Source organism: Acidimicrobiales bacterium (genome assembly GCA_035316325.1).
Lineage (GTDB): Bacteria > Actinomycetota > Acidimicrobiia > Acidimicrobiales > VFJN01 > DASXTK01.
In genome coordinates, this window is record DATHJB010000138.1 from 1 (window position 1) to 25,312 (window position 25,312).

The following is a 25,312-nucleotide window of genomic DNA, read 5'->3' on the forward strand; positions in this document are numbered from 1 at the left end:
CGAGAAAGGCGAGCAACCCCCGATGACCCGCACCCCGACCCGTACCCCGACCCGTACCGCGACCGTCGCTGTCCTGACGGCGGTCACCGCCCTGCTGCTGGGTGCCTGCAGCTCGGGCGACGACGACGAACAGGGCCTGACGATCGACTCCGGCACGACCGAGACCACCGTGGAGCAGTCCCAGGCGGAGGGCGGCGGTGGGGACGGCTGCGTCGTCGACTCGGACGGCTCGATCTCCTTCGACGGCAGCGAGATCGACATCAGCGACGGCGACGGCGGCTCCATCTCGATCGACGGCTCCGAGATCGACATCAGCGACGGTGACGACAGCATCCAGATCGACGGCAACGAGGTCCAGGTCGACGCCGACGGCAACGTGACGATCAACGGCCAGGCGTGCACGGTCGACGACAGCTCGGACGACAGCGGCGACGGCTCGGACGACGCCGGCGGCGACAGGACGGACGACGACGACGATGCCGCCACGGGCAGCGACGACCTGACGATCAGCGAGAGCGGCGACGCCACCTGCAGCGGCGGTGAGAACGTGGTGATCAACGGGGGCGGCCTCAACGTCGACCTCGTCGGCTCGTGCGCCAGCGTGGCCGTCAACGGCAACCAGAACAACGTCAACGTCGAGCAGGCAGGCGTCGTCACCGTCAACGGCGCCGGTCACAACGTCGACGTCGTCACCGTCGACCAGATCACCGTCAACGGCGCCGATCACAACGTCGACTACACCGGCACCCCCACGGTCAGCGACAACAGCGTCGACAGCGACGTCAACTGACCGCGTGTCCTAACCGAAGCGCACGCTGGCGAGGAAGGCGTCGCGGTCGTCGGCCGCGACGCCCGGCGCCACCGTGATCAGCCAGAAGTCGTCGCCGGCGACGACTCCGACGGCCGTCGCCGGCTCGGCTCCCTGCGGGTTGTCGCAGCGGGCGGCGGCCGCCCCGCTGTCGAGCCCGTCGTAGGCCACTGGGGCGCGCTGGCAGACCGCCGGATCGGCGTCGGCCAGCGCCGCGACCGCGTCGGTGGTCCCGGCCGGGCGGTGGGTGAGGGTCACGACCTCGGTGTCGCCGTCCCGCACGAGCGTCGTGAGCGGGGGCTCGACCCGGCCGAGGTCCCAGCCGGGCCGCAGGTCGTAGGAGATGCCGGCGGTGTCGTCCACCCGCCGGGGCGCCGAGGAGCGCCGGTCGAGCAGCGCCACCGTCCCGGCTCCGACCGCGACGACCAGCACCACGGCACCGGGGACGAGCCGCCACCGACCCCGACGTGGTCCCGCCCGTCCCGCCGGCGGCGATGGCGACGGTGGCTCGGCGGGCGGTGGTGGTGGCAGCGGCGGTGGTGGCGGGGCCAGTGCTTGGCGGAGCTCGTGGGCCAGGGCACCACCGGAGGTCGGGCGCCCCGCGGGTGCCTTGGCGAGGGCCCGGTGCAGCACGGCGTCGACGGCCGGGTGCCCCATCGGTGGGACCGCTTCGGTGGCGTGGGCGTACAGCAGGGCGACGTAGTCGTCGCCGGGGAACAGGCGCCGGCCGGCCAGCATCTCGTAGGCCACACAGGCGAGCGAGTAGAGGTCGGCCGGCGGTCCGACCTCACTGGGGCGGGCCTGCTCCGGCGCCATGTAGGCCGCGGTGCCCAGGGCCCCGGCCGTGTAGCGGCCCACGGAGCGGGCGGTGGCGGCGATGCCGAAGTCGGCGAGGTGGGCCCGGTAGGGGTCGTCCCGCTCCAGCAGCAGGTTCGACGGCTTGACGTCCCGGTGGACGACGCCCCGCTCGTGGGCGTGGTCGAGGGCCGAGCCGATCCGCTCGACGACGGCGATCACCTCGTCGGGCGGGAGGCGCCGGCCGGCACCGAGCGCCTGGTCGAGCGTGCTGCCCTCCACGAGCCGCATCGCCATCCACAGCACACCGTCGTGCTCGCCGGCGTCGTAGACCGGGACGATGGCCGGGTGGTCGAGGCTCGCCGCCGCCCGGCCCTCGAGGACGAACCGCCGGCCGATGGTCGGGTCGCGGTGCGACGCGGGGTCGAGCACCTTCAGGGCGACGGTCCGTTCGAGCACGGTGTCGACCGCCCGGTAGACGACGGCGAACCCACCCGTGCCGATAACGGCCTGGATCAGGTAGCGACCCATCTCCCGGCCGACGAGGGCTTCTGCCGCCACGGACGGAGCCTACTGAGCCACCCACCAGCACTAGGTTCCAGCCCACATCGCATGGCCCTGCTCGACGTACTCACCCGGCCTCCACAGCTGCCCCGAGCCGTCGAGCGCCCGCGCCTGCGCCCCCTTCTGGCGGGTGGCGACGAGCCGGCCTGCCTGCTGGTGGCGCCGCCGGGGTCGGGCAAGACGGTGGCGGCCGCGCAGCTGCTGGGCCACACCGACGGCGGGGTCCGCACGGGATGGTGCCGCATCGCTCCCGGCGCCTCGGGGGCCGACGACCTGGTCCGCCTGGTGGCGGCGGCCCTTGGTGTCGAGGCGTCCGCCCCGGGGGCCACGCCCCTCGAGCGGGCCGCGGCGCTGCTCGACGTGCTCGGTGAGGGCCCGGCGCTCCTCGTCGTCGACGACTACGACCTGGCCCGGCCGGAGGAGTGCGACGCCGTGCTGGCCGAGGTGTTCGCCCTCGCCCCGCCGGGCTGCCGGGTGGTGGTCTGCAGCGCCGACCGGCCGGCGGGGCTGCTCGGGCGGGCCAGCGTCGGCCAGGTGCGGGTGGTCGGCCCCGACGAGCTGGCGTTCACCGCCGACGAGGTCGGCGCCCTGCTGGCCCTGCATGGCCGCGACACCGGCCTGGCGCCCGAGATCCACGCGGCGAGCTCGGGCTGGGCGACCGCAGTGGCGGTGCTGGCCGAGACCCAGGGGGGCGACCTGGCGGCCGCGGTCGACGCCCTGCTCGACCGGGCGGGCCTCGGCGAGGGTGCCGAGGACCTGCTGGCGGTGGTGTCGCTGGTCCCGGCGATCGTTCCGGCACAGCTGAGGGCGCTCGAACTCGACCCCCGGCGCCTGGTCGACCTCGCCGGATCGAGCGCCCTGCTGCGGCCGGTGGGCGACGGCTGGGCGTTGCTCGACCTCGTCCGGCGACCGCTGCAGGACCGGCTGGGAGCGGACCGGCTGCGCGAGGTCGCCCGGCGTGTCGCCCCGGTGCTGGCGGAGTCCGACCCGGTGGCCGCTGCCGACCTGTTGCTGGAGGTGGGCGACCCTGCGGGCGCGGCCGACCTGCTGGCGCACCGGGCGAGCGCGGTGTCGCCCGAGGCCGTGCTGCCGCTGCTCTACCGCCTGCCGGCCGACCTGCGTCACCGCCTCCCGCCGCTCCTCAGCTCGGCGCGGGCCACCGTCGAGATGGACACGGCCCTGGCGGGTGCCGAGCAGCGGCTGGCGGCGGCGCGGGACCCGCGGGAGCGGGCGGAGGCCCAGGTGGCGGTGGGCACGATCCTGCTGCACCGCGGCCAGCTCGCCTCGGCCGCCGCCGTCCTCGAGTCGGCCCTGCGGGGTGCGGGCGGAGCGACCGCGGCGGGGTGGCTGGCGCTGGCGCGGTTCTGGGCCGGCGACGTCGACGGCGCCGCGGCCGTCGTGGCCGGGTACGACGGGTCCGACGGTGAGGCGCCCCTGGTGTGGTGGGTGGCGGGCGAGGTCGCCCTCCACCAGGACGTCCTCGCGGCCGTGCCGCCGGCCGTCGAACGGCTGCGGGCCGCGGGGTGGCACGCGGCCGCGGCGGCGCTGTCGGCACGGCGATCGCTGGCGCAGGGCGACGACGCGGCGGCCGCTCAGGCGGCGGCCGCGGGGTACCGCGCCGCCGCCACCCACGGGGGCTTCGACCTGCTGCTGGCCGCGCCGCCCCACGCCTGGTGCCTGGCCCGGGCGGGCCGCTGGGAGGAGGCCACGGCCGTCGCCGACGAGCTGCGGCGCCGGCTGGGGACCGTCGACACCTGCGCCCGCCTGCACGCCGACCTCGTCGCCGAGGTGGGCGCGGCCCTCGCCGGCGACGTCGTCGGCCGCACCCGGGCCGGCCGGGCCGTCGCCGCCACCCGGCGGTTGGGCTACGCCCCGGTGGAGGCGGCGGCCCGCCGGTGGCTCCCCGCCCCGGGACCGCCGGGGTTGGAGGTCGGTCTGCTGGGCCCGGTGACGGTCCACGTCGACGGTCAGGCGGTGCTCGACGGCGCCTGGCGCTCCCGCAAGGCCCGGGAGGTGCTCCTGGTGCTGGCGCTGGCTGGCGGCGGCGGGCTCGCCCGTGAGGAGGTGATCGAGGCCGTCTGGCCCGAGCGCGACCCGTTGAAGGGCCGCACGTCGCTCCGTACGGCGCTGAGCGAGGTGCGCCTGGTGCTGGAGCCGGACCGACCGCCGGGCGAGCCGTCGCGGTTCGTGACGACCCAGGGCGACCGTCTCGTGGTGCACGCCCGCACCGACCTGGCGGAGGCCGAGCGCCGGCACGCCCGCGCCGCCGCGCCGGCGACCTGGGCCCTCTTCCGCGGTCGCTTCGCCGCCGACGAGGCCTACACCGCATCGCTCGACGAGGCCCGCCGAGCGGCCGAGCGCCTGCAGCTCGACGTAGCCGAGTCCCTCGTCGCGGCCGGTACGGCCGCGGCCCCACCCGAGGTGCTCGTGGCGGCCGCCGCCCACGTCCTCACGACCGAGCCGTGGCGCACCGAGGTCGCCCGGCAGGTGGCGGCCGCCTGCCGTACCGCCGGCGACGAGGTGCAGGCCCGCCGCGCCGAGCGCCTCGCGCCGGCTTCCGATCCGTAGTCAGATGCTCAGGCGTCGGCGGGCGTGGCGCAGTCGTCCATCTTGTTGGCCAGGGCGAACTCGTCGATCCAGCCCGTGATGTGCCGGCCGGTGCCGGGCTTCTCGGAGATGAGCAGCTGCGCCTCGGGGTCGTCGGACAGCGCCGTCGCGTAGGCCTCGCGGTCGGCCAGGAGCACCTGCCAGTCGTCCAGCCAGCGCTCGGTCCGGTCGCGCTGCTCGCCGGCCGGGGCCAGGGTCGTCAGGCCGTCGAGCTCCGACAGCATCCCCGTGAAGATCCCGTTGGCCTGCCGCAGCACCGCGGCCCGCTCCGTCGCCGAGTGCGCCTGGCTGGCGACGGGCAGGTCCTCGACGTCGGCTATTGCGGCACTGCACACGTCCTCGGCGGCCACCGCGAACTCGGGGTCGTCCAAGCGGTCGACCGGCGGCTGCCGCCCCGGCCCGAACGCCAGGAAGAGCACGTACACCCACATGCTCACCAACCCGACCACGACGGCTGCCAAGAGGATCCGGACTCGGGACAAGGCACAAGGTTCGCCAGCCGGGTGCGTCGCCGTCCAGTCGGGATCGGCGAGAATCGGTTGGACCTGGTACCGCCACGCGGGGAGCATCTTGCAGTGACCATCCTGGACGACCTCGAGGCTCGTGGGCTGATCCACGACACGACCGATCGCACGGCGCTGGCCGAGCGTCTCGCCTCGGGGCCGATCACCCTCTACTACGGCTGCGATCCCACCACCGACAGCCTGCACATCGGCAACCTGATCGGCCTGCTGGTGCTGCGCCGCTTCCAGGACGCGGGTCACCGGGTGGTGGCGCTGGCCGGCGGGGCCACCGGCATGGTGGGCGACCCGAGCGGTCGCTCCGAGGAGCGCAACCTGCTCGACGAGGCCACGCTGGCGGCCAACGTCGCCGCCCTCGAGGAGCAGATCGCCCGGGTCGTCCGCTTCGACGACGACCGTGCCGTGCTGGTGAACAACCGCGACTGGACGGCCGACGTCACCCTGCTGGATTTCCTCCGCGACGTCGGCAAGCACGTGACCGTCAACCAGATGATCGCCCGCGAGTCGGTGAAGAACCGGATGGCGAGCGAGCAGGGCATCAGCTTCACCGAGTTCAGCTACATGCTCCTGCAGGCGTTCGACTACCTGTGGCTGCACGACAACATGGGCGTCGAGCTGCAGATCGGCGGGTCCGACCAGTGGGGCAACATCGTCCAGGGCGTCGACCTGATCCGCCGGGTGCGGGGCGAGCCGGCGCACGCCCTGTCGTGGCCGCTGCTGCTGGCGCCGGACGGGTCGAAGCTGGGCAAGTCCACCGGCGCCCGGATCCTGCTGCACCCGGAGCGCACCAGCCCCTACCGGTTCTTCCAGCACTGGATGAACACCGACGACCGCCAGGTCCGCGAGTTCCTCCTCACGTTCACGCTGCTGCCGATCCCCGACGTCGACGAGCTCGTGGCCGCGCACGAGAAGGCGCCGGAGCAACGGTCGGCCCAGCGGGCGCTGGCCCGGGAGGTCACGAGCCTGGTGCACGGCGCTGCGGCTGCGGTGGCCGCGGAGCAGGCGTCGGCGGTGCTGTTCGGCGGTTCGGTCGACGCGGCCGGCCCCGAGGCGCTGGCCGCGGTGGCCCGGGAGGTGCCGACGGCGCCGATGCCGGCCGGTGGGAATGGATCCGGCGTCGTCGACGTTCTGATCGCTGCAGGCCTGGCGTCGTCACGTAGTGACGCACGTCGGAGCCTCGAAGCCGGAGCGGTGTACGTGAACGGCGAGCGTGTCGGGCCCGATCGTGAGATCGGTCCGGATGACGTCCGACACGGCCGTTACGTGCTGATTCGCAAGGGCAAGAAGAGTTACGCGGTACTCCTGAGCAGCGGTTCCGAAGAAAGTTCGGGATTCACACCGTCTCGAGTTGACGACGCTCAGGGTGATCGTTAGATTAACTCCTCGCCCCCCACGGCCGCTGAGGTCGGGAGCGGGGGCAAGGAAGTCAGAGCCACCCGGCACCGAAGTTCCTTCTGGAACATGTGTCGCGGCCTTGAGGCGCTCCTTGAAAACAGAAGAGAGGACGAGAGAGCGAGTGCGGGCGATCTCCTCCGAAGCGACTTCGGTCGCCGAAGACGAGATCGTGTCATTTTACGCACCGTCAATTTACCCAAGCAGTGCAATCAGCACTGTATTGATTTCGGTGTCAGCAGTATCTCGAGCACCACGTCCGAGACTAATTCCCTCGGATTTGGATAGCTCTTCTGATCTAACGGCAGTCATCACCACTTAGGTGATGGATGTCGGATGATCTCGATGGAGAGTTTGATCCTGGCTCAGGACGAACGCTGGCGGCGTGCTTAACACATGCAAGTCGAACGAAGTCCAACCAGTGGCAACACTGGGGAAGACTTAGTGGCGAACGGGTGAGTAACACGTGAGAAACCTTCCCCGAAGACTGGGATAAGCCCTCGAAAGGGGGTCTAATACCGGATATCCCCTCCACGTCGCATGGCGAGGAGTGGAAATGGTCAGCCGCTTCGGGACGGTCTCGCGGCCTATCAGCTTGTTGGTGAGGTAACGGCTCACCAAGGCAACGACGGGTAGCTGGTCTGAGAGGACGATCAGCCACACTGGGACTGAGACACGGCCCAGACTCCTACGGGAGGCAGCAGTGGGGAATCTTGCGCAATGGGCGAAAGCCTGACGCAGCAACGCCGCGTGCGGGATGAAGGCCTTCGGGTTGTAAACCGCTTTCAGTAGGGACGAACACAGACGGTACCTACAGAAGAAGCACCGGCCAACTACGTGCCAGCAGCCGCGGTAACACGTAGGGTGCAAGCGTTGTCCGGAATCATTGGGCGTAAAGAGCTCGTAGGCGGCTTAGTAAGTCGGGTGTGAAAACCCCAGGCTCAACCTGGGGACGCCACCCGATACTGCTATAGCTAGAGTCCAGTAGGGGAGTGGGGAATTTCCGGTGTAGCGGTGAAATGCGCAGATATCGGAAGGAACACCAGCGGCGAAGGCGCCACTCTGGGCTGGTACTGACGCTCAGGAGCGAAAGCGTGGGTAGCGAACAGGATTAGATACCCTGGTAGTCCACGCCGTAAACGTTGGGCACTAGGTGTGGGGTCTATTCAACGGACTCCGTGCCGTAGCTAACGCATTAAGTGCCCCGCCTGGGGAGTACGGCCGCAAGGCTAAAACTCAAAGGAATTGACGGGGGCCCGCACAAGCGGCGGAGCATGTTGCTTAATTCGAGGCAACGCGAAGAACCTTACCTGGGTTTGACATGCAGGGAAAAGCCGTAGAGATACGGTGTCCTTCGGGGTCCTGCACAGGTGGTGCATGGCTGTCGTCAGCTCGTGTCGTGAGATGTTGGGTTAAGTCCCGCAACGAGCGCAACCCCTGTCCCATGTTGCCAGCACGTAATGGTGGGGACTCTTGGGAGACTGCCGGGGTCAACTCGGAGGAAGGTGGGGACGATGTCAAGTCATCATGCCCCTTATGTCCAGGGCTGCAAACATGCTACAATGGCCAGTACAAAGGGCTGCGAAACCGCGAGGTCGAGCGAATCCCATAAAGCTGGTCTCAGTTCGGATTGGAGTCTGCAACTCGACTCCATGAAGCCGGAGTCGCTAGTAATCCCGGATCAGCAACGCCGGGGTGAATACGTTCCCGGGCCTTGTACACACCGCCCGTCACACCATGAAAGTCGGAGACGCCCGAAGCCGGTGGCCCAACCCCTCGGGGAGGGAGCCGTCGAAGGTGGAGTCGGCGATTGGGGTGAAGTCGTAACAAGGTAGCCGTACCGGAAGGTGCGGCTGGATCACCTCCTTTCTAAGGAGTCATTGCTTCTACATCTGTAGGGGCGACTCCCGAATGTTGAACACTCGCTTGGTCCGATCGAAGATGCTCGAGGGTTGAAGGTGTTTCCTCCTCACGAGTGCTCGCTGATCGGTTTACTGTCCTCTCTTCTGTTTTGAGGGAGTGATCTCTGATCCTCTCTTTACTGCCCGAGGCACCGCCTGTATCCATCGGCGTCCTCGGGCTTCTGCGCTCTTTGAGAACTACATAGCGAGCACGAGCATCTTTGTTCTTCCAAGCTACAAAAGGCCAACGGTGGATGCCTTGGCACCTGACACCGATGAAGGACGTGGGTGGCTGCGAAAAGCTACGGGGAGCTGCCGACCAAGCTTTGATCCGTAGATGTCCGAATGGGGCAACCCAACACCCGCAAGGGTGTTACTCCAGTCTGAACACATAGGGCTGGTAGAGGGAACCGCGGGAATTGAAACATCTCAGTACCGCGAGGAAAAGAAAACAACAGTGACTCCGTGAGTAGCGGCGAGCGAAAGCGGATCAGCCTAAACCGAAGTGGTGTTAAAGCCTGGTGGCCTTGCCACTTCGGGGTCGTGGGACCGATACCTAATGCACCAGAGTTAGGACCGAGTTACAAAGTTGCTGCCTAGTGGAAGTGTTCTGGAACGGCACACCACAGCAGGTAAGAGTCCTGTACACGAAAGGCATGCAGCCTCGGATCGTCATCCCAAGTAACGCCGGAACCGTGAAAGTCGGCGTGAATCTGCGAGGACCACCTCGTAAGGCTAAGTATGTTCAGGTGACCGATAGCGCACGAGTACCGTGAGGGAAGGGTGAAAAGTACCCCGGGAGGGGAGTGAAATAGTACCTGAAACCGTTGGTCTACAAGCAGTCAAAGAGTCGTCTTGTCTTCTGACAAGGCCTCAATGGCGTGCCTTTTGAAGAATGAGCCTGCGAGTTACGGTGTGTGGCAAGGTTAACCAGTGATGGGAAGCCGGAGCGAAAGCGAGTCTGAACAGGGCGTTCAGTCGCATGCTGTAGACCCGAAGCCGAGTGATCTACCCATGGGCAGGCTGAAGCGGGGGTAAGACCCCGTGGAGGGCCGAACCCACCAGGGTTAAAAACCTGGGGGATGACCTGTGGGTAGGGGTGAAAGGCCAATCAAACTCGGTGATAGCTGGTTCTCCCCGAAATGCATTTAGGTGCAGCGTCGCGCGTTCAATCATGGAGGTAGAGCACTGGATGGGTTAGGGGGCCTACAAGCTTACCGACCCCAACCAAACTCCGAATGCCATGATTCCAGAGCGCGGCAGTGAGTCCGCGGGGGATGAGCTTCGTGGACAAAAGGGAAACAGCCCAGATCGCCAGCTAAGGCCCCTAATTCTGTACTAAGTGGTAAACGATGTGGGACTGCCCAGACAGCCAGGAGGTTGGCTTAGAAGCAGCCATCCTTGAAAGAGTGCGTAACAGCTCACTGGTCGAGTGGTCCTGCGCGGACAATGTAACGGGGCTCAAGTACAGAGCCGAAGCTGCGGACTTCTACTTACGTAGGAGTGGTAGGGGAGCGTCGATCTCGGAGTGAAGCGGCGGTGTAAACCAGTCGTGGACCGTGGTCGAGTGAGAATGCAGGTATGAGTAGCGAAAGAGGGGTGAGAAACCCCTCCGCCGAATGTCCAAGGGTTCCTGGGGAAGGCTAATCCGCCCAGGGTAAGTCGGGAGCTAAGGCGAGGCCGACAGGCGTAGTCGATGCACAACCGGTTGATATTCCGGTACCGCTGTGCCCGCGATCATGCCGAGCTCGGGTTGCTAAGGGGCTGTTCCTTCGGGAACGAACCGACCCACCTGAAGGAGGCAAGCGATGCGGGGACGCAGGAAGGTAAGTGAACCCAGGCGATGGTTGTCCTGGGGTAAGCGTGTAGACCGGGGACTAGGTAAGTCCGGGCCCCATCAAGGTTGAGACGTGATACCGAGCCGTTTCAGGCGAAGTCACCTATCCTATGCTGCCTAGAAAAGCCGCTAAGCAGTTGGCACAGCGCCCGTACCCCATAACCGACACAGGTGGACAGGTAGAGAATACCAAGGCGATCGGGAGAACGGTGGTTAAGGAACTCGGCAAAATGCCTCCGTAACTTCGGGAGAAGGAGGGCCTCAGTAGGGCAATGGACTTCGCGTCCTGCGTTCGAACGGGCCGCAGAGACCAGGGGAAAGCGACTGTTTACTAAAAACACAGCAGCGTGCTAAGTCGCAAGACGACGTATACGCTGTGACGCCTGCCCGGTGCCGGAAGGTTACGGGGAAGGGTTAGTCCGCAAGGGCGAAGCTCTGAACCTAAGCCCCGGTAAACGGCGGCCGTAACTATAACGGTCCTAAGGTAGCGAAATTCCTTGTCGGGTAAGTTCCGACCTGCACGAATGGCGTAACGACTTTCCTACTGTCTCAACCACCGACCCGGCGAAATTGAAGTACGAGTAAAGATGCTCGTTAGCTGTGGCAGGACGGAAAGACCCCGTGGACCTTCACTGCAGCTTGGTATTGGATTTTGGTATGCGTTGTGTAGGATAGGTCGGAGACTTGGAAGCATTGGCGCTAGTCAGTGTGGAGTCAACCTTGAAATACGACCCTGCGTATGCCGGGATTCTAACCTGGGCCCGTTATCCGGGTCAGGGACAGTGCCAGGTGGGTAGTTTGACTGGGGCGGTCGCCTCCTAAAGAGTAACGGAGGCGCCCAAAGGTTCCCTCAGCCTGGTTGGCAATCAGGCGTCGAGTGCAATGGCACAAGGGAGCTTGACTGCGAGACATACACGTCAAGCAGGTGCGAAAGCAGGGCATAGTGATCCGGCGGTTGCGTGTGGAAGCGCCGTCGCTCAACGGATAAAAGGTACCCCGGGGATAACAGGCTCATCTTCCCCAAGAGTCCATATCGACGGGAAGGTTTGGCACCTCGATGTCGGCTCATCGCATCCTGGGGCGGTAGCACGTCCCAAGGGTTGGGCTGTTCGCCCATTAAAGCGGTACGCGAGCTGGGTTTAGAACGTCGCGAGACAGTTCGGTCCCTATCCGCCACAGCCGTAAGGAACTTGAGGAAGGCTGTCCCTAGTACGAGAGGACCGGGACGGACGCAGCTCTTGTGTGCCAGTTGTACTGCCAAGTGCACTGCTGGTTAGCGACCTGCGGAAGGGATAAGCGCTGAAAGCATCTAAGTGCGAAGCCCGTTCCTAGATGAGGTTCCTCACAGGGTTAACCTGGTAAGGCCCGTGGTAGATCACCACGTTGATAGGCCGGAGGTGGAAGCACGGTAACGTGTGTAGCCGACCGGTACTAATCGGCCGAGGGCTTGGATTTACAATGACGTTCGTGCTCGCTATGAAGTGCTCAAGGAGCGGGCGCCTTAGGTGGCGCACCCCTTGATTGACAACAGATTTCGGTGGCCACAGCGGAGGGGTCACACCCGTTCCCATTCCGAACACGGAAGTTAAGCCCTCCTGCGCCGATGGTACTTGGTGGGAGACTGCCTGGGAGAGTAGGTCGCCGCCGGATTTCTCCTGAAAGGAGACCACTCAATTGGGTGGTCTCCTTTCGTCGTTTTGGCGCCATTTCGGCCATGTCCTAGGCGGTAGCCTGGTCAGATGCCCCCCGCCGACCGCCGCCCTTCCTCTGGCCGATCCACCCCCGGCCGCGGCGCACCGCGTCGGACCACCGGCGGCAGTGGCCGTTCTGCCGACACGGGTCGATCGGGTGGCCCGCCTCGAGCGGGGCGTCGGGACGACTCGTCGGGCCAGGGAACCGGCCGAGGTCGCCCGCCCGGTCGTGGTGGAGGAGCGCCGGGTGCCCGTCGCAGCGACGATGCCGGGCGCCCGGCCCGCTCGAGCTCGGCTCGGCCGACCTCCGGAAGTCGGAGCCGGCAGGAAGGCCGCTACGGCGACGACGCCGGGACGTCGGGCAAGCCGCGGCCCCCGGCAGGCCGGGGACGACGGTTCAGCCAGGATGCCGAGACGTCCGAGAGGCCGAAGCGCGCAACGGGTCAGGGACGACGGTACGGCAGTGACTCGGAGACATCCGGCAGGTCGAAGCCGGGAGCAGGTCAGGGACGACGATACGGGAGCGACTCGGAGACATCCGGCAGGTCGAAGCCGGGAGCAGGCCAGGGACGACGATATGGCAGTGACTCGGAGACGTCCGGGAAGCCGGCGCCGGGTCGAGGTCGGCGGTACGGCGACGACGATGCGTCGGGTGGCGATCGGCGTCGGGGCCCTGCCGGAGCAGACCGGGGCGGGTCGCGTGGGAACGCAGGGGGGCATCGGCGGGATCGACAGCCGGACGAGGTGGAGAACGCCCCGGCCAGCTGGGGTGGGGTGACTCGCCGGGGTGCGGCGCGACTGTCGGAGGAGACGGCGTCGGCGGCCTGGCGTTTGGCCAACGAGGCGGCCCGGGAGAACCAGCGGGAAGATGCCGCCGCGCCGAAGCCCGACTGGAAGCCCGAGGAGTGGATCGACGAGGGCGTCGTCCGCGACGAGGCCCAGGGTGCGGTCAAGCGGGGTCGCACGCCGCGCGGCGTCGCTCCGGCACCGCCGGCGGCACTGACCGGCATCGCCGACGAGGAGGTCACGGCGGCCGAGCTGGAGGCAGCCGCAGCCAAGCGCGACACCGCGCTCGATGACGAGCTGCGCGCCGCTCTCGGCGCCACCAAGGCCGCCCGCGCCCAGCAACGGATGCGCGATGCCGGCGAGGCCTTCCGCCGCGGCCGCTTCGAGGACGCCCGCCGCATCCTCCGCCCCCTGGCCGAGAGCGCCCCCCGGGCGTCGGCGCTGCGGGAGCTCTACGGCCTCACCCTCTACCGCCTGGGCCGCTGGAAGCTGGCGATCGCCGAGCTCGAGGCCTTCCGCAACCTCACCGGCAGCGTCGACCAGCACCCGGTCCTCGCCGACTGCTACCGCGCCATGCGCCGCTACAAGGACGTGGAGCAGCTCTGGGAGGAGCTGAGCACCGTCAGCCCCAGCAGCGAGCTCGTGGCCGAGGGTCGCATCGTCGCCGCCGGCGCCTTGGCCGACCAGGGCCGCCTGCCCGAGGCGCTGCAGCTGCTCGAGCCCGGCGTGCGCCCGGCCCGCAAGGCCAAGCCCCACCACCTGCGGGTGGCCTACGTCCTGGCCGACCTCTACGAGCGGGCGGGCGACGCCCCCCGGGCCCGCGAGCTGTTCCAGCGGGTGGCGACCAGCGACCCCGACTTCGTCGACGTCCAGACCCGCATCCACAGCCTCCGCTAGAGAGGTCGAGCCGACGAACCTTCAGGTGAAGCGGCGGAGGATGTCGAGCGCCCGGGCGCCGTAGCTGCCGCCGAACAGGTTGGCGTGCACGAGCAGGGGCTCGAGCTGCCAGAGGCCGAGTCGATCGCTCCACCCGTCGGCGAGCGGGTGGACCTCCTCGTAGGAGGCGAAGAAGGCGGGCGTCGGCGAGCCGAACAGGGAGTACATCGCCAGGTCGACCTCGCGGTGGCCGCCGTACGCCGCCGGGTCGACGATCCACGGCCAGCCGCCCAGGTCGACCATCACGTTGCCGGACCACAGGTCGCCGTGCACCCGGGCGGGCGGCTCGGGCGGACCGGCCAGCGCCTCGAGCCGGTCGCCGAGGCGGTCGACCAGCGCCGGCGCCGACGACGACAGCGCACCCTGATCGCACGCGCCCCGCGCCAGCGGCAGGATCCGGCGGGAGAACCAGAACGACGGCCAGTCGTCGGCCGGCGGCGTGTTGCGCTGGGGGAGCGAACCGATGAACCCGTCGCGATGCCAGCCGAAGCCGGGAGCGCCGGCGGCGTGCAGCCCGGCCAGCGACCTCCCGAAGCGCTCGGCGGTGCCGGGACGCGACGGGCCGGCGTCGATCCACGACAGCGCCAGCAGCTGCGGGTCCGACGACACGGCCAGCACCGTCGGCACGGCGATCGCCTCCGCCGACTCGAGCCACTGGAGCCCCTCCGCCTCGACCTCCAGCAACCCCGCCGGCAGCCGGTCGCCCGACTTCGTGAACACCACCTGCCCGTCGGCGAGCTCGACCCGGCGGGCGTCGGCGATGCAGCCACCGCCCACCGAGCTGTGCCGCACGACCTCCGACTCCAGCAGCCGGCCCAACACCTCGACGGCGGCAGCGTCCACGGTCAGGAGCGAACCGCGACCGCGTGGGTGAGGATGGCGGTGGAGGCTTCCTCGAGCAGGTCGAAGACGTGGCGGAAGCCGTCGGCGCCGCCGTAGTACGGGTCGGGGACCTCGGTGAGATCGTCGGTGGGGAGGAAGTCGGTGATCCGGGCCACCTTCGAGAGGTCGGCCCGGCGGGGCGCCTGCCGTCGGAGCGACCGTTCGACCGCGTCGTCGGTGACCAGCAGCAGGTCGAAGCGGTCCCAGTCGTCGGGCGACACCCGGCGGGCCCGCAGGTCGCTCATGTCGAGCCCCCGGCTCCGCGCCTCGGCCTGCGACCGGCGGTCGGGTGGGTTGCCGGAATGCTCGGCGCTGACGCCGGCGCTGTCGACCTCCACCAGGTCGGACAGCTCGGCGGCGCGCACCTCGCGCCGCAGCAGCGCCTCGGCGGTGGGGGAGCGGCAGATGTTGCCCCAGCAGACGAAGAGGACCCTGTACGGGGGCAGATCCGGCATGCGACGAGCAGGCTAATTGCCTCGGCGCAGCCGAGACCGCTCGGGGCGGCGGCGGGGTGGTAGGTATGGGGTCGATGCCAACTACCGTTGGTGGTCCGGCGCCCGCGATCTGATACCCAGGAGACGCTCCGTGGACATCCAAAGCTTGCTCGGCGACGAGGCGGACGGCCTCCTCACCCACGAGTCGAAGGGGGTCCCGAAGGAGGACCTGATCCTCCCCGGCCCCGACTACATCGACCGCGTCCTGGCCCAGTCCGACCGCAGCCCGCAGGTGCTGCGCAACCTCCAGTCGCTGTTCGACCACGGTCGCCTCGGCGGCACCGGCTACGTGTCGATCCTGCCGGTCGACCAGGGCATCGAGCACTCGGCCGCGGCCAGCTTCGCCCCGAACCCGAAGTACTTCGACCCGCAGAACATCGTTGAGCTCGCCATCGAGGGCGGCTGCAACGGCGTGGCCAGCACCTTCGGCGTGCTCGCCGTGGTGTCGCGCCGCTACGCCCACCGCATCCCCTTCATCGTCAAGATCAACCACAACGAGCTGCTCACCTACCCGAACAAGTTCGACCAGGTGATGTACGGCTCGGTCGACCAGGCGTTCGACCTGGGCGCGGCCGGGGTGGGCGCCACCATCTACTTCGGCTCCGAGGAGGCCACCCGGCAGATCCAGGAGGTCTCCGAGGCCTTCGCCCGGGCGCACGAGCTGGGCATGTTCACCGTGTTGTGGTGCTACCTGCGCAACAACGGCTTCAAGAAGGACGGCGTCGACTACCACGGGGCCGCCGACCTCACGGGGCAGGCCAACCACATCGGCGTCACCATCGAGGCCGACATCATCAAGCAGAAGCTGCCGAACAACAACGGCGGCTACACGGCCATCGGCTTCGGCAAGACCAGCCCGCTGGTGTACGACACGCTGACGTCCGACAACCCGATCGACCTGTGCCGCTGGCAGGTGGTGAACAACTACATGGGCCGCATCGGGCTGATCAACAGCGGCGGCGAGTCGAAGGGCGCCTCCGACCTGGCCGAGGCCGTGCGCACCGCGGTGATCAACAAGCGGGCCGGTGGCATCGGGCTCATCTCCGGCCGCAAGGCGTTCCAGCGTCCGATGACGGAGGGTGCCGAGCTCCTCAACGCCATCCAGGACGTCTACCTCGACGAGGCGATCACCGTCGCCTGACCGCTCTGCGGCGTCATCCGGGTGTCCGACCTGCCCCGAAGTCCGGTTATGTACCGGATTTCGGGGCAGATGTCGATAGAACGAAGTCGAATGACAGAAACGTCACACCATGCCGTCACCCGCGCGTACGGCGAGGCTAAGGTCCACGACCACATACCGTGCCACCAATGGGGTTGGCATGGGGTGCGCCAAAGGGGGCGCCTTGTCTGATCAAGACCAACGGGCCAAGTCCGTGCGGGATGTCGACCGGGTGGTGATCCGATTCGCTGGGGATTCGGGTGACGGCATGCAGCTCACGGGGGACCGTTTCACCACGTCGAGTGCCTTGTACGGCAACGACCTCGCCACGCTGCCCGACTTCCCGGCCGAGATCCGGGCTCCGGCGGGAACGCTCGCCGGCGTGTCGGCCTTCCAGGTCCACATATCCGACCACGACATCACCACGCCCGGTGACGCGCCCACCGTGCTGGTGGCGATGAACCCGGCGGCGCTCAAGAGCCAGATCGACCGGGTCGACGCCGGGGCGACCCTCATCGTCAACGCCGACGCCTTCGACGACCGCAGCCTCGCCAAGGCCGGCTACGCCGAGAACCCGCTGCGCGACAGCAGCCTCGACGCCTTCACGGTGTACGAGGTGCCGATGACCAGCCTCACCAAGGGGGCCGTCGAGCCCCTGGGCGTGAAGCCGCGCGACGCCGAGCGGTCGAAGAACTTCTTCGCGCTGGGCCTGGTGTCGTGGATGTACACGCGCCCGGTCGACCGCACACTCGAGTGGATCGAGAAGCGCTTCGCCAGCAAGCCGCTGGTGGCCGGGGCCAACGTCGCCGCGTTCAAGGCCGGCCATGCCTTCGGCGAGACGGCCGAGCTCTTCGACCACTCCTACGACGTGAAGCCGGCACCGCTGCCGGCGGGCACCTACACCAACGTCAGCGGCAACACGGCGCTGTCCTGGGGGCTGATCGCCGCCAGCCAGCTCTCGAAGCTGCCGATCTTCCTCGGGTCGTACCCGATCACGCCGGCCAGCGACATCCTCCACGAGCTGTCGAAGCACAAGAACTTCGGCGTGCGCACGTTCCAGGCCGAGGACGAGATCGCCGGCATCGGCGCCGCCCTGGGCGCGGCCTACGGCGGTCACCTCGGCATCACCACCACCAGCGGACCGGGCATGGCCCTGAAGGCCGAGACCCTCGGCCTGGCCGTGAGCCTGGAGCTGCCGTTGCTGGTGATCGACATCCAGCGCGGCGGTCCGTCCACCGGCCTGCCGACGAAGACCGAGCAGGCCGACCTGCTGATGGCCATGCACGGCCGTCACGGTGAGGCACCGCTGCCGATCGTCGCCGCCAAGAGCCCGAGCCACTGCTTCGAGGTGGCCATCGAGGCGGCCCGGCTGGCGCTGAAGTGGCGCACGCCGGTGATCCTCCTGTCCGACGGCTACCTGGCCAACGGCTCCGAGCCGTGGAAGCTGCCGTCGATCGAGAGCCTGCCCGACCTGACCGTCGAGTTCGCCACGGCGCCGAACCATGTCGATGCCGAGGGCGTCGAGACGTTCCAGCCGTACCTGCGGGATCCCGAGACGCTGGCCCGCCCTTGGGCGCTGCCCGGCACCCCCGACCTGATGCACCGCGTCGGCGGCCTCGAGAAGCACGACGGGACCGGCAACATCGACTACGACCCCGCCAACCACGAGCGGATGGTCCAGCTGCGGGCGGCCAAGATCGCCGGCATCGCCGGGTCCATCCCCGACGTGGAGGTGTTCGGCGACGTCGACTCCGCCGACATCCTCGTCGTCGGTTGGGGATCGACGTGGGGCGCCATCGACGGTGGGGTCGCCCGGGTGCGGGCCGCCGGCCACAAGGTGGCGATGACGCACCTGGTGCACCTCAACCCGTTCCCGACGAACCTGGGCGAGGTGCTCAAGCGCTACCCGAAGGTGCTGGTGCCGGAGCTCAACCTGGGTCAGCTCGCCGCCATGCTGCGGGCCGAGTACCTGGTCGACGCCAAGACGGTGAGCAAGGTGCGTGGCCTGCCCTTCACCGCCTCCGAGCTGGAACAGGCCATCCTCGACCACCTGCAGGGGATCGCATCATGACCGACACGCTCCTCCCCGACCCGGTGCCGGCCACCACCCGCAAGGACTGGTCCAGCGACCAGGAGGTGCGCTGGTGCCCGGGCTGCGGCGACTACTCGATCCTCTCCGCCGTGCAGCTGCTGATGCCCGAGCTGGGCATCCGGCGCGAGGACACCGTCTTCGTGTCGGGCATCGGCTGCGCCGCCCGCTTCCCGTACTACATGAACACCTACGGGATGCACACGATCCACGGCCGGGCCCCGGCGATCGCCACCGGCCTGGCGCTCGCCCGTCCCGACCTGCACGTGTGGGTGGTGTCCGGCGACGGCGACGCCCTGTCGATCGGGGGCAACCACCTGATCCACGCGCTGCGCCGCAACGTCAACATCACCGTGCTGCTCTTCAACAACCAGATCTACGGGTTGACGAAGGGCCAGTACTCGCCCACCAGCGAGCTGGGGAAGGTCACGAAGTCGACGCCGTTCGGCAGCCTCGACCAGCCGTTCAACCCCGTCAGCGTGGCGCTGGGCGCCGAGGCGACGTTCGTCGCCCGCACCCACGACATGGACCGGGCGCACATGATGGAGGTCTTCCGCCGGGCGTTCGAGCACAAGGGCTCGACGCTGGTGGAGATCTACCAGAACTGCAACGTCTTCAACGACGGGGCGTTCGGGGCGATCACCGCCAAGCAGGTGCGTGAGGACATGCTGGTGCCGCTGCGTCACGGCGAGCCGATCCGCTTCGGGGCCGACGGCTCCAAGGGCGTGGTGCTCGACCCGCAGCAGGGGCCCCGCATCGTCGAGGTGGCCGACGTGGGCGAGGACGCCCTGCTGGTCCACGACGAGGCCCGCCCCGACCCGGGCGTCGCCTTCATGCTGTCCCGCCTGGCCACCGGGCCCCACGAGCCCACGCCGATCGGCGTGTTCCGCGCGGTCGAGCGCCAGGAGTACGGCGCCGCCGTGAACCACCAGGTCGCCGCGGCCCAGGAGGACAAGGGCGAGGGCGACCTCGCCGCCCTCCTCCGCTCCGGCGCCACCTGGGAAGTCGGCTAACCGAGACCCGACGAAATTGCGACAGAACCGGCCCGTTCCGGGCTCGTTCTGTCGCAATTTCCGCGTCCGGCGGTCAGTCGAGTTGGCGGAAGGCGGTGAGCTGGCCGTCGGCCGAGCCGACGTACAGGTGGCCGCCGGACACGGCGGGGGCCCCGGTGATCTCGCTGCCGGTGGTGGCCGACCAGAGCGGGTCGCACGTGGCGGTGCCGCAGCCCGCCGCGTCGTAGCCGGCGACGGTGCCGTCGGCCGCACCGGTGAACACGACGCCGCCGGCGACTGCGGGCTGCACGGTCAGCGGGCTTCCCGCATCGGTCGACCAGAGGGGGGCGCACGTGGCGGCGCCGCACCCGGCGGCCGGTAGCGCCACCAGCGCACCGCTGCCGGTCGGGACGAACAGGGTGGTGCCGTCGAGCGCGGGCGGGTCGGCCACGGGTGCGCCGACCGAGGCCGTCCACAGCACGGCGCCGTCGCCGGCGTCCAGGGCGTAGACCGTCCCGGCATCGGTGGCGACGAACATGGTCGCCTCGTCGTCGCTGAGGACGGGTGCCGTGGCCGTGGTGCCGTCGACGGGTGTCACCCACGTCGGGCAGGCATTGGTACCGGTCGGCCCGCAGGCGACGTTCGCTCCGGTCACCGGGATCGCCCTGACGCCCATCCCGTAGCCGCCGCTGGGTTGGTCCGACAGGACGCCGTACCCGGCGTGCAGCACGGCCAGGGTCCCCAGCGTCACACCTGGCTGGTCTTCGTGGTCCTGGAGGAAGTCGGTCAGGAGAACGGTTCCGTCGGTGATGTCGACGACGCGCACGGTCTGGTTCCAGGTATCGCCGGTGTCGCTGGGGGAGAAGACCGCGGCGCGGCCGTCGCGCACACCCTCGACCTTGCCCCCGCTGTAGTTGATCCCGGGCCGCTGCTGCCCGGTGTCCTGGTCGAGGAAGTTCGTCGCCCACAGGATCGAGTCCGCACCCAGGCCCAGCGCCAGCCGGCCGTCACCGACCACGACGATCTGCGGGTCGTGGTGGGGGATGTTGCCGGTCGGGCCGTTGACCCACGCCGGTGCGCCGCTGAGCCGGTCGACGCCGTGCACCGTGCGATCCGTTCCCACGACCACCAGGCCGTTGGGCGGCACGACCGGAGCGCCCAGAGGCTCGTCCGAGAGGTCCGTGCTCCAAGCCTGCTCGAGGTCGGCCACCGCCTCGACGGTGATCACGTCCTCGTAGCGGTTGTAGGCCTGGCGGCTCGGTCCCTGTCCTGGTGCCCACCAGCAGCCCGACAGCAGCAGCGCCACACCCGCGGCCCCGATGCGCGACAGCGTCGATCGCATTCCGCCTCCCCCTGTCGGAGCCCCCCCGGCTCCATCGCCGGAGGTTAGTCGAGGGAGCGGAAGACCAGGCCGGTCTTGAGCTTGGGGTGGAAGAAGGTGGTCTTCGGAGGCATGCGTTCGCCGCCGTGGGCGGTCGCGTCGATCTGGGCGATCGAGGCGGGGCGGAGGAGCACGCCGGCCTGGGCCTGGCCGGAGGCGACGGCGGCGCGGACGTTGTCGACGCCGTGCTGGAAGCTCAGGGTGTGGGTGGGGAGCGCGGCGAGGGCGACGTCGAGGCGGGCGGAGTCGAGGTCGCGGGCGTCGGCCAGGGCCTCGGGACGGGGGCGCAGCAGCACCTCCTGGTCGGGGAGCACCAGGCACAGCGCGCCGGCTGCGTCCATCGCGGTGACCGCCGGGACGTCGGCCGGGGGAGCGCCGATCGGCTCGAACCACGGCGACAGGGCCTCGACCAGGTCGAACCCGTCGGGCAGCCCCGTGAGCAAGCGATGGATCGCCCGGACGGTCAGCTCGTCCTCCACCAGCTCCACCACGTAGGCCAGGGTCAGCGCCGCCGCGCCGGGATCGCCGTCCGCGGCCTCGCGCTCGCCCCGGTAGGCCAGTGAGGTCTCGAAGCGGTGGTGGCCGTCGGCGATCACCACCGGCTGGTTGGCGACCGCGGCCGAGATCGCGGCGCAGGCGGCCGGGTCGTCGACCGTCCACACCGTGTGACGGACACCGGCCTCGTCGGTGAAGTCGGCGAGCGGCGGCTGGTCGACCGGCAGCAGGTCGGTCAGTCCCTTGGCCAGCGACAGCCCCCAGATGGCCGACAGGTTGGCCCGGCAGGAGCGCAGCATGTCGAGCCGGTCGCTCTTGGCCTTCGGGGTGGTGTGCTCGTGGGGGAGGATGTCGGTGCCGGGTGGCGTCAGCTCGAGGGCGCCGATCACGCCGGTGGTGTGGCGCTGGCGGCCGGCGTCGTCGACGTAGCCCATGCGGTAGACGGTGAAGGCCGGCCGCTCGTCGGTGACCAGGATGCCCTCGGCGATCCAGCGGCCCAGCAGGCGGCGGGCCACCTCGTAGCGGTCGCGGCCACCCTCGTCGACGGGGAGGTCGATGCGGACCGCGTTGTGCGGGTCGCGCCCCGCCAGGTCGGCGCGCAGCGCGTCGTCGATGACGTCGTACGGAGGGCTCACCACCTGGGGGAGATCGACCCGGCTGAGGTCGTAGCGGAGGGCGTGGAAGGGCTCGAATCTGGCCACGCTCCCCATCCTGGCAGACTCGGCCCGATGGCTTGGATACTCGATCTGGACGGCGTGGTGTGGCTGGGTGAACAGCCGTTGGCCGGTGCGGCCGACGCGGTGGCGCGGCTGCGCGCGGCCGGTGAGCAGGTGCTCTTCGCCACCAACAACTCGTCGCTGCAGGTGGGGCGGCAGGAGGAGAAGCTGGCGGGCTTCGGCGTGCCGGCGGAGGGCGGTGTCGTGACGTCGGCGATGGCCGCGGCCCGCCTGGTGGAGCCGGGGGAGCGGGCGCTGGTGTGCGGCGGGCCGGGCATCGCCGAGGCGCTGGCGGCCCGGGGCGCCGAGGTGGTCGACAGCCGCACCCACGAGCCCAGCGACGGCCCGGTCGACGTGGTGGTCGTCGGGTTCCACCGCCACTTCGACTACGAGGGGCTGCGGCGCACGGCGATCCAGGTCGACCGGGGTGCCCGCTTCCTGGCCACCAACGACGACGCCACCTACCCCACGCCGGAGGGCCCGATCCCGGGCGGCGGCTCGATCGTGGCCGCGGTGGCCTACGCCGCGAGCCGGCAGCCGATCGTGGCCGGGAAGCCCCACCCGCCGATGGCCGAGCTGATCCACGAGCTGGCCGGCGGCCCGGGCGAGACTGGCACCATGGTCGGCGACCGCCCCTCCACCGACGGCGCCTTCGCCAAGACGCTCGGCTACCGCTTCGCCCTCGTGCTCTCCGGCGTCACGCACGCCGACGACCTCCCGGTGTCGCCGACCCCCGACGTGGTCGCCGACGACCTCGCCGCCCTCGTGTCGTCGGCCCTCTGACGAAATCTCGACAGGGATGGCGACATAGCGACCATCTCTGTCGAGATTTCGGTTGGGGGTGGCTGAGCCGCCGTCACCCCATCATGCCGGCCTGCTGCTGGCACTCCCTCTGGTCCTGGAGGAAGGTGGGGTCGTCCCAGTTGAATCCGGACTGGCGGGCTGCCATCGTCAGCGGCCCGGTCTCGACGCCCGGCTCCAGGAAGTCCCAGCCCCGGTCGTTGAGGCAGGCGACGGCGTCGTGCATCTTCGCGGCCAGCTCCTGGTCGACGGTGGTCGACGGCGACGAGCCCTCGGGGACCTCGGCGCCGGCGGCGATGGCGTCGGCGACGATCGGCCAGCACTCGGCGTGCGCCTGGAGCAGGGTGCCGTCGACGCCCATCTCGGCCTGGGCCTCCGGTGAGGCGTCGGCCATCTCGGCCAGCGTCTCCAAGCTCATGCCCTGCGGGATGTCGGCCGGGTCGGCCCCGTTGTCCTCCATGCAGCTGGTGTACTCGGCTTGGGCGTCCTCGAAGCTGGGCGGGCCGGGCTCCTCCGGCTCCTCGGGCGTCTCCTCGTCGCTCTGCTCGGGTGCCTCCTCCTCGGGCGCCGTGTCGTCGGCGCCGTCGTCGTCACCGCAGGCCACGACGACCATGGCCAGGGTGGCTACCAGGCACCAGGCTGCTCGCCGGGTCGGGCCGGGGGCGCGAAGCAGTCGTCTGTCGTTCATGTCGACGGGTCGACCTTCCTGTCCGGGGGTGGGGAGAACGGCGAATCTACTGTCGTCGACGGCTGAGTAGCCTGCGGGGCACGCCTCCCGTCCGCCGTCGTCTCGATGCGGAGCTGGTCCGTCGAGGGCTCGCCACCACGCCCCAGCAGGCCCTCCAGCTGATCACCGCCGGTCGGGTCACGGTCGCGGGCGCCCCGGCGCTGAAGGCGAACCGGCAGGTGAGAGGCGACGAGCCGCTGCTGGTCCTCGACGACGGGCCGCGGTTCGTGAGCCGGGCCGGGGAGAAGCTGGCCGCCGCGGTCGAGCGGTTCGACCTGGGCAAGACGATCGCCGGCGCCCGGGCGCTCGACGCCGGCGCCTCCACCGGTGGCTTCACCGACTGCCTGCTGCAGAACGGCGCCGCCCACGTCGTCGCCGTCGACGTCGGCTACGGGCAGCTGCACGAACGGGTGGCGCAGGACCCCCGGGTCGAGGTGCGCGACCGCACCAACGTCCGTGACCTGATCCTCGACGAACCCGTCGACCTCGTCACCGCCGACCTCTCGTTCATCTCGCTCACGACCGTGTTGCCGGCGCTGCTCCGAGCCGCGAGGCCCGGCGCCGACGTCGTCCTCCTCGTCAAGCCGCAGTTCGAGGCCGACCGTGAGGAGGCGGCGCGCGGGCGGGGCGTCATCCGCGATCCGGATGTCTGGCGGCGGGTGCTCGAAACCGTAAGAGACGCGCTCCGCGCCCACGGAGCAGCCATCATGGAGGGGATGGCCTCCCCGCTGCGCGGCGCTGACGGGAACGTGGAATTCATCGTCCACGCGCGTGCTCGACGCAGCGCCGATGCCGGCGACGGCGACGACGACCGGCTCGACGTCGAGGCGCTCGTCGCGGAGGCGACCGCCTGATGTCGTCCGTGGGGGTGGTGATCCACCCCGAGCGGGAGCAGGCCGGCGAGCTGGCCCGCGACGCGGCCGCCTGGCTCACCGAGCGGGGCCACGAGGTGCGCCTACCACTCAAGGACGCCGGCATCGCCAAGCTGCCCGAGCTGGGCGTCCCCGAGTCGACCTTCACCCGGGGCCTCGACGTGGCCATCTGCCTGGGCGGCGACGGCACGATGCTGCGCACGGTCGACCTGGTGGCGGCCGACGGGGTGCCGGTGATCGGCGTGAACGTCGGCCAGCTCGGCTACCTCACCGAGGTGGAGCCGCACGGCCTGCGCATGGCGCTGAAGCGCTTCCTGGCCGGGTCGTACGAGGTCGAGGAGCGCATGCTGATCGAGGCGGCGGTCGACTCGCCGCACGTCGACGAGCACACCAGCTACCTGGCGCTCAACGAGGTGGTGCTGGAGAAGACGCCGATGGGCCACACGGTGCGGCTGGGCGTGAGCGTCGACGGCGACTTCTTCACCCCGTACGCCGCCGACGGCCTCATCGTCGCCACGCCCACCGGGTCGACGGCCTACGCGTTCTCGGCGCGCGGCCCCATCGTCGCCCCGACCCACCGCTGCCTGCTGCTCACGCCGGTGTCGCCGCACATGCTGTTCGACCGCACGCTGGTGCTCGACCCCACCGCGACGGTGCGGCTCGAGGTGCTGGGCAACCGGCCGGCCACTCTGTCGGTGGACGGTCGTACCCTGGTCACGCTCGACGTGGGTGACGCCATCACGTGCACGGCCGCCCAGACCGCGGCCCGGCTGGTGATGTTCGGCCAGCGGGACTTCCTGCGGATCCTGAAGAGCAAGTTCGGCCTGTCGGATCGATGAGATCTCACCGATGAGAAGGGCGTAGTC

General features: G+C 69.4%; 17 protein-coding genes and 3 rRNA genes. 13 read left to right on the forward strand and 7 right to left on the reverse strand.

The window, feature by feature from the left end; translation table 11 throughout:
• Positions 1 to 790, forward strand: a 790-nt coding sequence (locus VK611_18445; GenBank protein ID HMG43318.1) for a DUF3060 domain-containing protein, incomplete at its 5' end; no start/stop codon positions are given.
• Between the two features lie 9 nt (positions 791 to 799).
• On the opposite strand, the gene VK611_18450 is transcribed toward VK611_18445, so the two are convergent.
• Positions 800 to 2,164: a serine/threonine-protein kinase gene (locus tag VK611_18450; protein ID HMG43319.1), complete on the reverse strand. Its 1,365-nt coding sequence runs from the start codon at positions 2,162 to 2,164 to the stop codon at positions 800 to 802.
• 51 nt (positions 2,165 to 2,215) lie between these two features.
• On the opposite strand from VK611_18450, the gene VK611_18455 reads away from it, so the two are divergent.
• Entirely contained in the window at positions 2,216 to 4,735 is a 2,520-nt protein-coding gene (locus VK611_18455) for a hypothetical protein (protein HMG43320.1), read from the forward strand.
• An 8-nt stretch (positions 4,736 to 4,743) separates the two neighbouring features.
• Here the strand turns inward: VK611_18455 and VK611_18460 are convergent, their stop codons facing one another.
• Complete coding sequence (locus VK611_18460) at positions 4,744 to 5,256, reverse strand: hypothetical protein (protein HMG43321.1); 513 nt, start codon at positions 5,254 to 5,256, stop codon at positions 4,744 to 4,746.
• A gap of 93 nt (positions 5,257 to 5,349) precedes the next feature.
• Between VK611_18460 and tyrS the strand changes: the two genes are divergently transcribed.
• The 5 genes from tyrS (at position 5,350) to VK611_18485 (ending at position 13,799) form a co-directional block, all read left to right on the forward strand.
• Positions 5,350 to 6,669, forward strand: coding sequence for a tyrosine--tRNA ligase (tyrS, locus tag VK611_18465; protein HMG43322.1), 1,320 nt, complete (start codon positions 5,350 to 5,352; stop codon positions 6,667 to 6,669).
• 360 nt (positions 6,670 to 7,029) lie between these two features.
• Positions 7,030 to 8,556 (forward strand): 16S ribosomal RNA (locus VK611_18470).
• Between the two features lie 259 nt (positions 8,557 to 8,815).
• Positions 8,816 to 11,880: ribosomal RNA gene (locus VK611_18475) — 23S ribosomal RNA — on the forward strand.
• Positions 11,881 to 11,958: 78 nt separating this feature from the next.
• Positions 11,959 to 12,075 (forward strand): 5S ribosomal RNA (gene rrf, locus VK611_18480).
• The 16S, 23S and 5S rRNA genes sit together here, the layout of an rRNA operon.
• 815 nt (positions 12,076 to 12,890) lie before the next feature.
• Entirely contained in the window at positions 12,891 to 13,799 is a 909-nt protein-coding gene (locus VK611_18485) for a tetratricopeptide repeat protein (GenBank protein ID HMG43323.1), read from the forward strand.
• Positions 13,800 to 13,820: 21 nt separating this feature from the next.
• Here the strand turns inward: VK611_18485 and VK611_18490 are convergent, their stop codons facing one another.
• Positions 13,821 to 14,681, reverse strand: coding sequence for a fructosamine kinase family protein (locus tag VK611_18490; protein ID HMG43324.1), 861 nt, complete (start codon positions 14,679 to 14,681; stop codon positions 13,821 to 13,823).
• 2 nt (positions 14,682 to 14,683) lie between these two features.
• On the reverse strand, positions 14,684 to 15,175 hold the full coding sequence (locus tag VK611_18495; GenBank protein HMG43325.1) for a low molecular weight protein-tyrosine-phosphatase: 492 nt from the start codon (positions 15,173 to 15,175) through the stop codon (positions 14,684 to 14,686).
• A 130-nt stretch (positions 15,176 to 15,305) separates the two neighbouring features.
• Between VK611_18495 and VK611_18500 the strand changes: the two genes are divergently transcribed.
• The 3 genes from VK611_18500 (at position 15,306) to VK611_18510 (ending at position 19,475) form a co-directional block, all read left to right on the forward strand.
• Complete coding sequence (locus tag VK611_18500; protein ID HMG43326.1) at positions 15,306 to 16,355, forward strand: class I fructose-bisphosphate aldolase; 1,050 nt, start codon at positions 15,306 to 15,308, stop codon at positions 16,353 to 16,355.
• Between the two features lie 178 nt (positions 16,356 to 16,533).
• Entirely contained in the window at positions 16,534 to 18,444 is a 1,911-nt protein-coding gene (locus VK611_18505) for a 2-oxoacid:acceptor oxidoreductase subunit alpha (GenBank protein HMG43327.1), read from the forward strand.
• Complete coding sequence (locus tag VK611_18510) at positions 18,441 to 19,475, forward strand: 2-oxoacid:ferredoxin oxidoreductase subunit beta (protein ID HMG43328.1); 1,035 nt, start codon at positions 18,441 to 18,443, stop codon at positions 19,473 to 19,475. Before VK611_18505 ends, VK611_18510 begins: the two co-directional genes overlap by 4 nt.
• 73 nt (positions 19,476 to 19,548) lie before the next feature.
• Here VK611_18510 and VK611_18515 read toward each other — a convergent pair whose 3' ends face one another.
• Both VK611_18515 and VK611_18520 read right to left on the reverse strand, forming a co-directional pair.
• Positions 19,549 to 20,796: a PQQ-binding-like beta-propeller repeat protein gene (locus VK611_18515; protein ID HMG43329.1), complete on the reverse strand. Its 1,248-nt coding sequence runs from the start codon at positions 20,794 to 20,796 to the stop codon at positions 19,549 to 19,551.
• Between the two features lie 44 nt (positions 20,797 to 20,840).
• Positions 20,841 to 22,031 carry a DUF1015 domain-containing protein gene (locus VK611_18520; protein ID HMG43330.1) on the reverse strand — a complete coding sequence of 397 codons (1,191 nt, stop codon included), beginning with the start codon at positions 22,029 to 22,031 and terminating at the stop codon, positions 20,841 to 20,843.
• 27 nt (positions 22,032 to 22,058) lie between these two features.
• Between VK611_18520 and VK611_18525 the strand changes: the two genes are divergently transcribed.
• Positions 22,059 to 22,829, forward strand: a complete 771-nt coding sequence (locus tag VK611_18525; protein ID HMG43331.1) for an HAD-IIA family hydrolase — start codon at positions 22,059 to 22,061, stop codon at positions 22,827 to 22,829.
• 73 nt (positions 22,830 to 22,902) lie between these two features.
• On the opposite strand, the gene VK611_18530 is transcribed toward VK611_18525, so the two are convergent.
• Positions 22,903 to 23,460: a hypothetical protein gene (locus VK611_18530; GenBank protein ID HMG43332.1), complete on the reverse strand. Its 558-nt coding sequence runs from the start codon at positions 23,458 to 23,460 to the stop codon at positions 22,903 to 22,905.
• Here VK611_18530 and VK611_18535 point away from each other — a divergent pair.
• Positions 23,397 to 24,428: a TlyA family RNA methyltransferase gene (locus VK611_18535; GenBank protein HMG43333.1), complete on the forward strand. Its 1,032-nt coding sequence runs from the start codon at positions 23,397 to 23,399 to the stop codon at positions 24,426 to 24,428. The two genes, VK611_18530 and VK611_18535, sit on opposite strands and share 64 nt — an antisense overlap.
• Positions 24,428 to 25,285: an NAD(+)/NADH kinase gene (locus VK611_18540; GenBank protein ID HMG43334.1), complete on the forward strand. Its 858-nt coding sequence runs from the start codon at positions 24,428 to 24,430 to the stop codon at positions 25,283 to 25,285. The genes VK611_18535 and VK611_18540 overlap by 1 nt, the downstream gene beginning before the upstream one ends.
• The last annotated feature ends 27 nt before the right edge of the window (positions 25,286 to 25,312 follow it).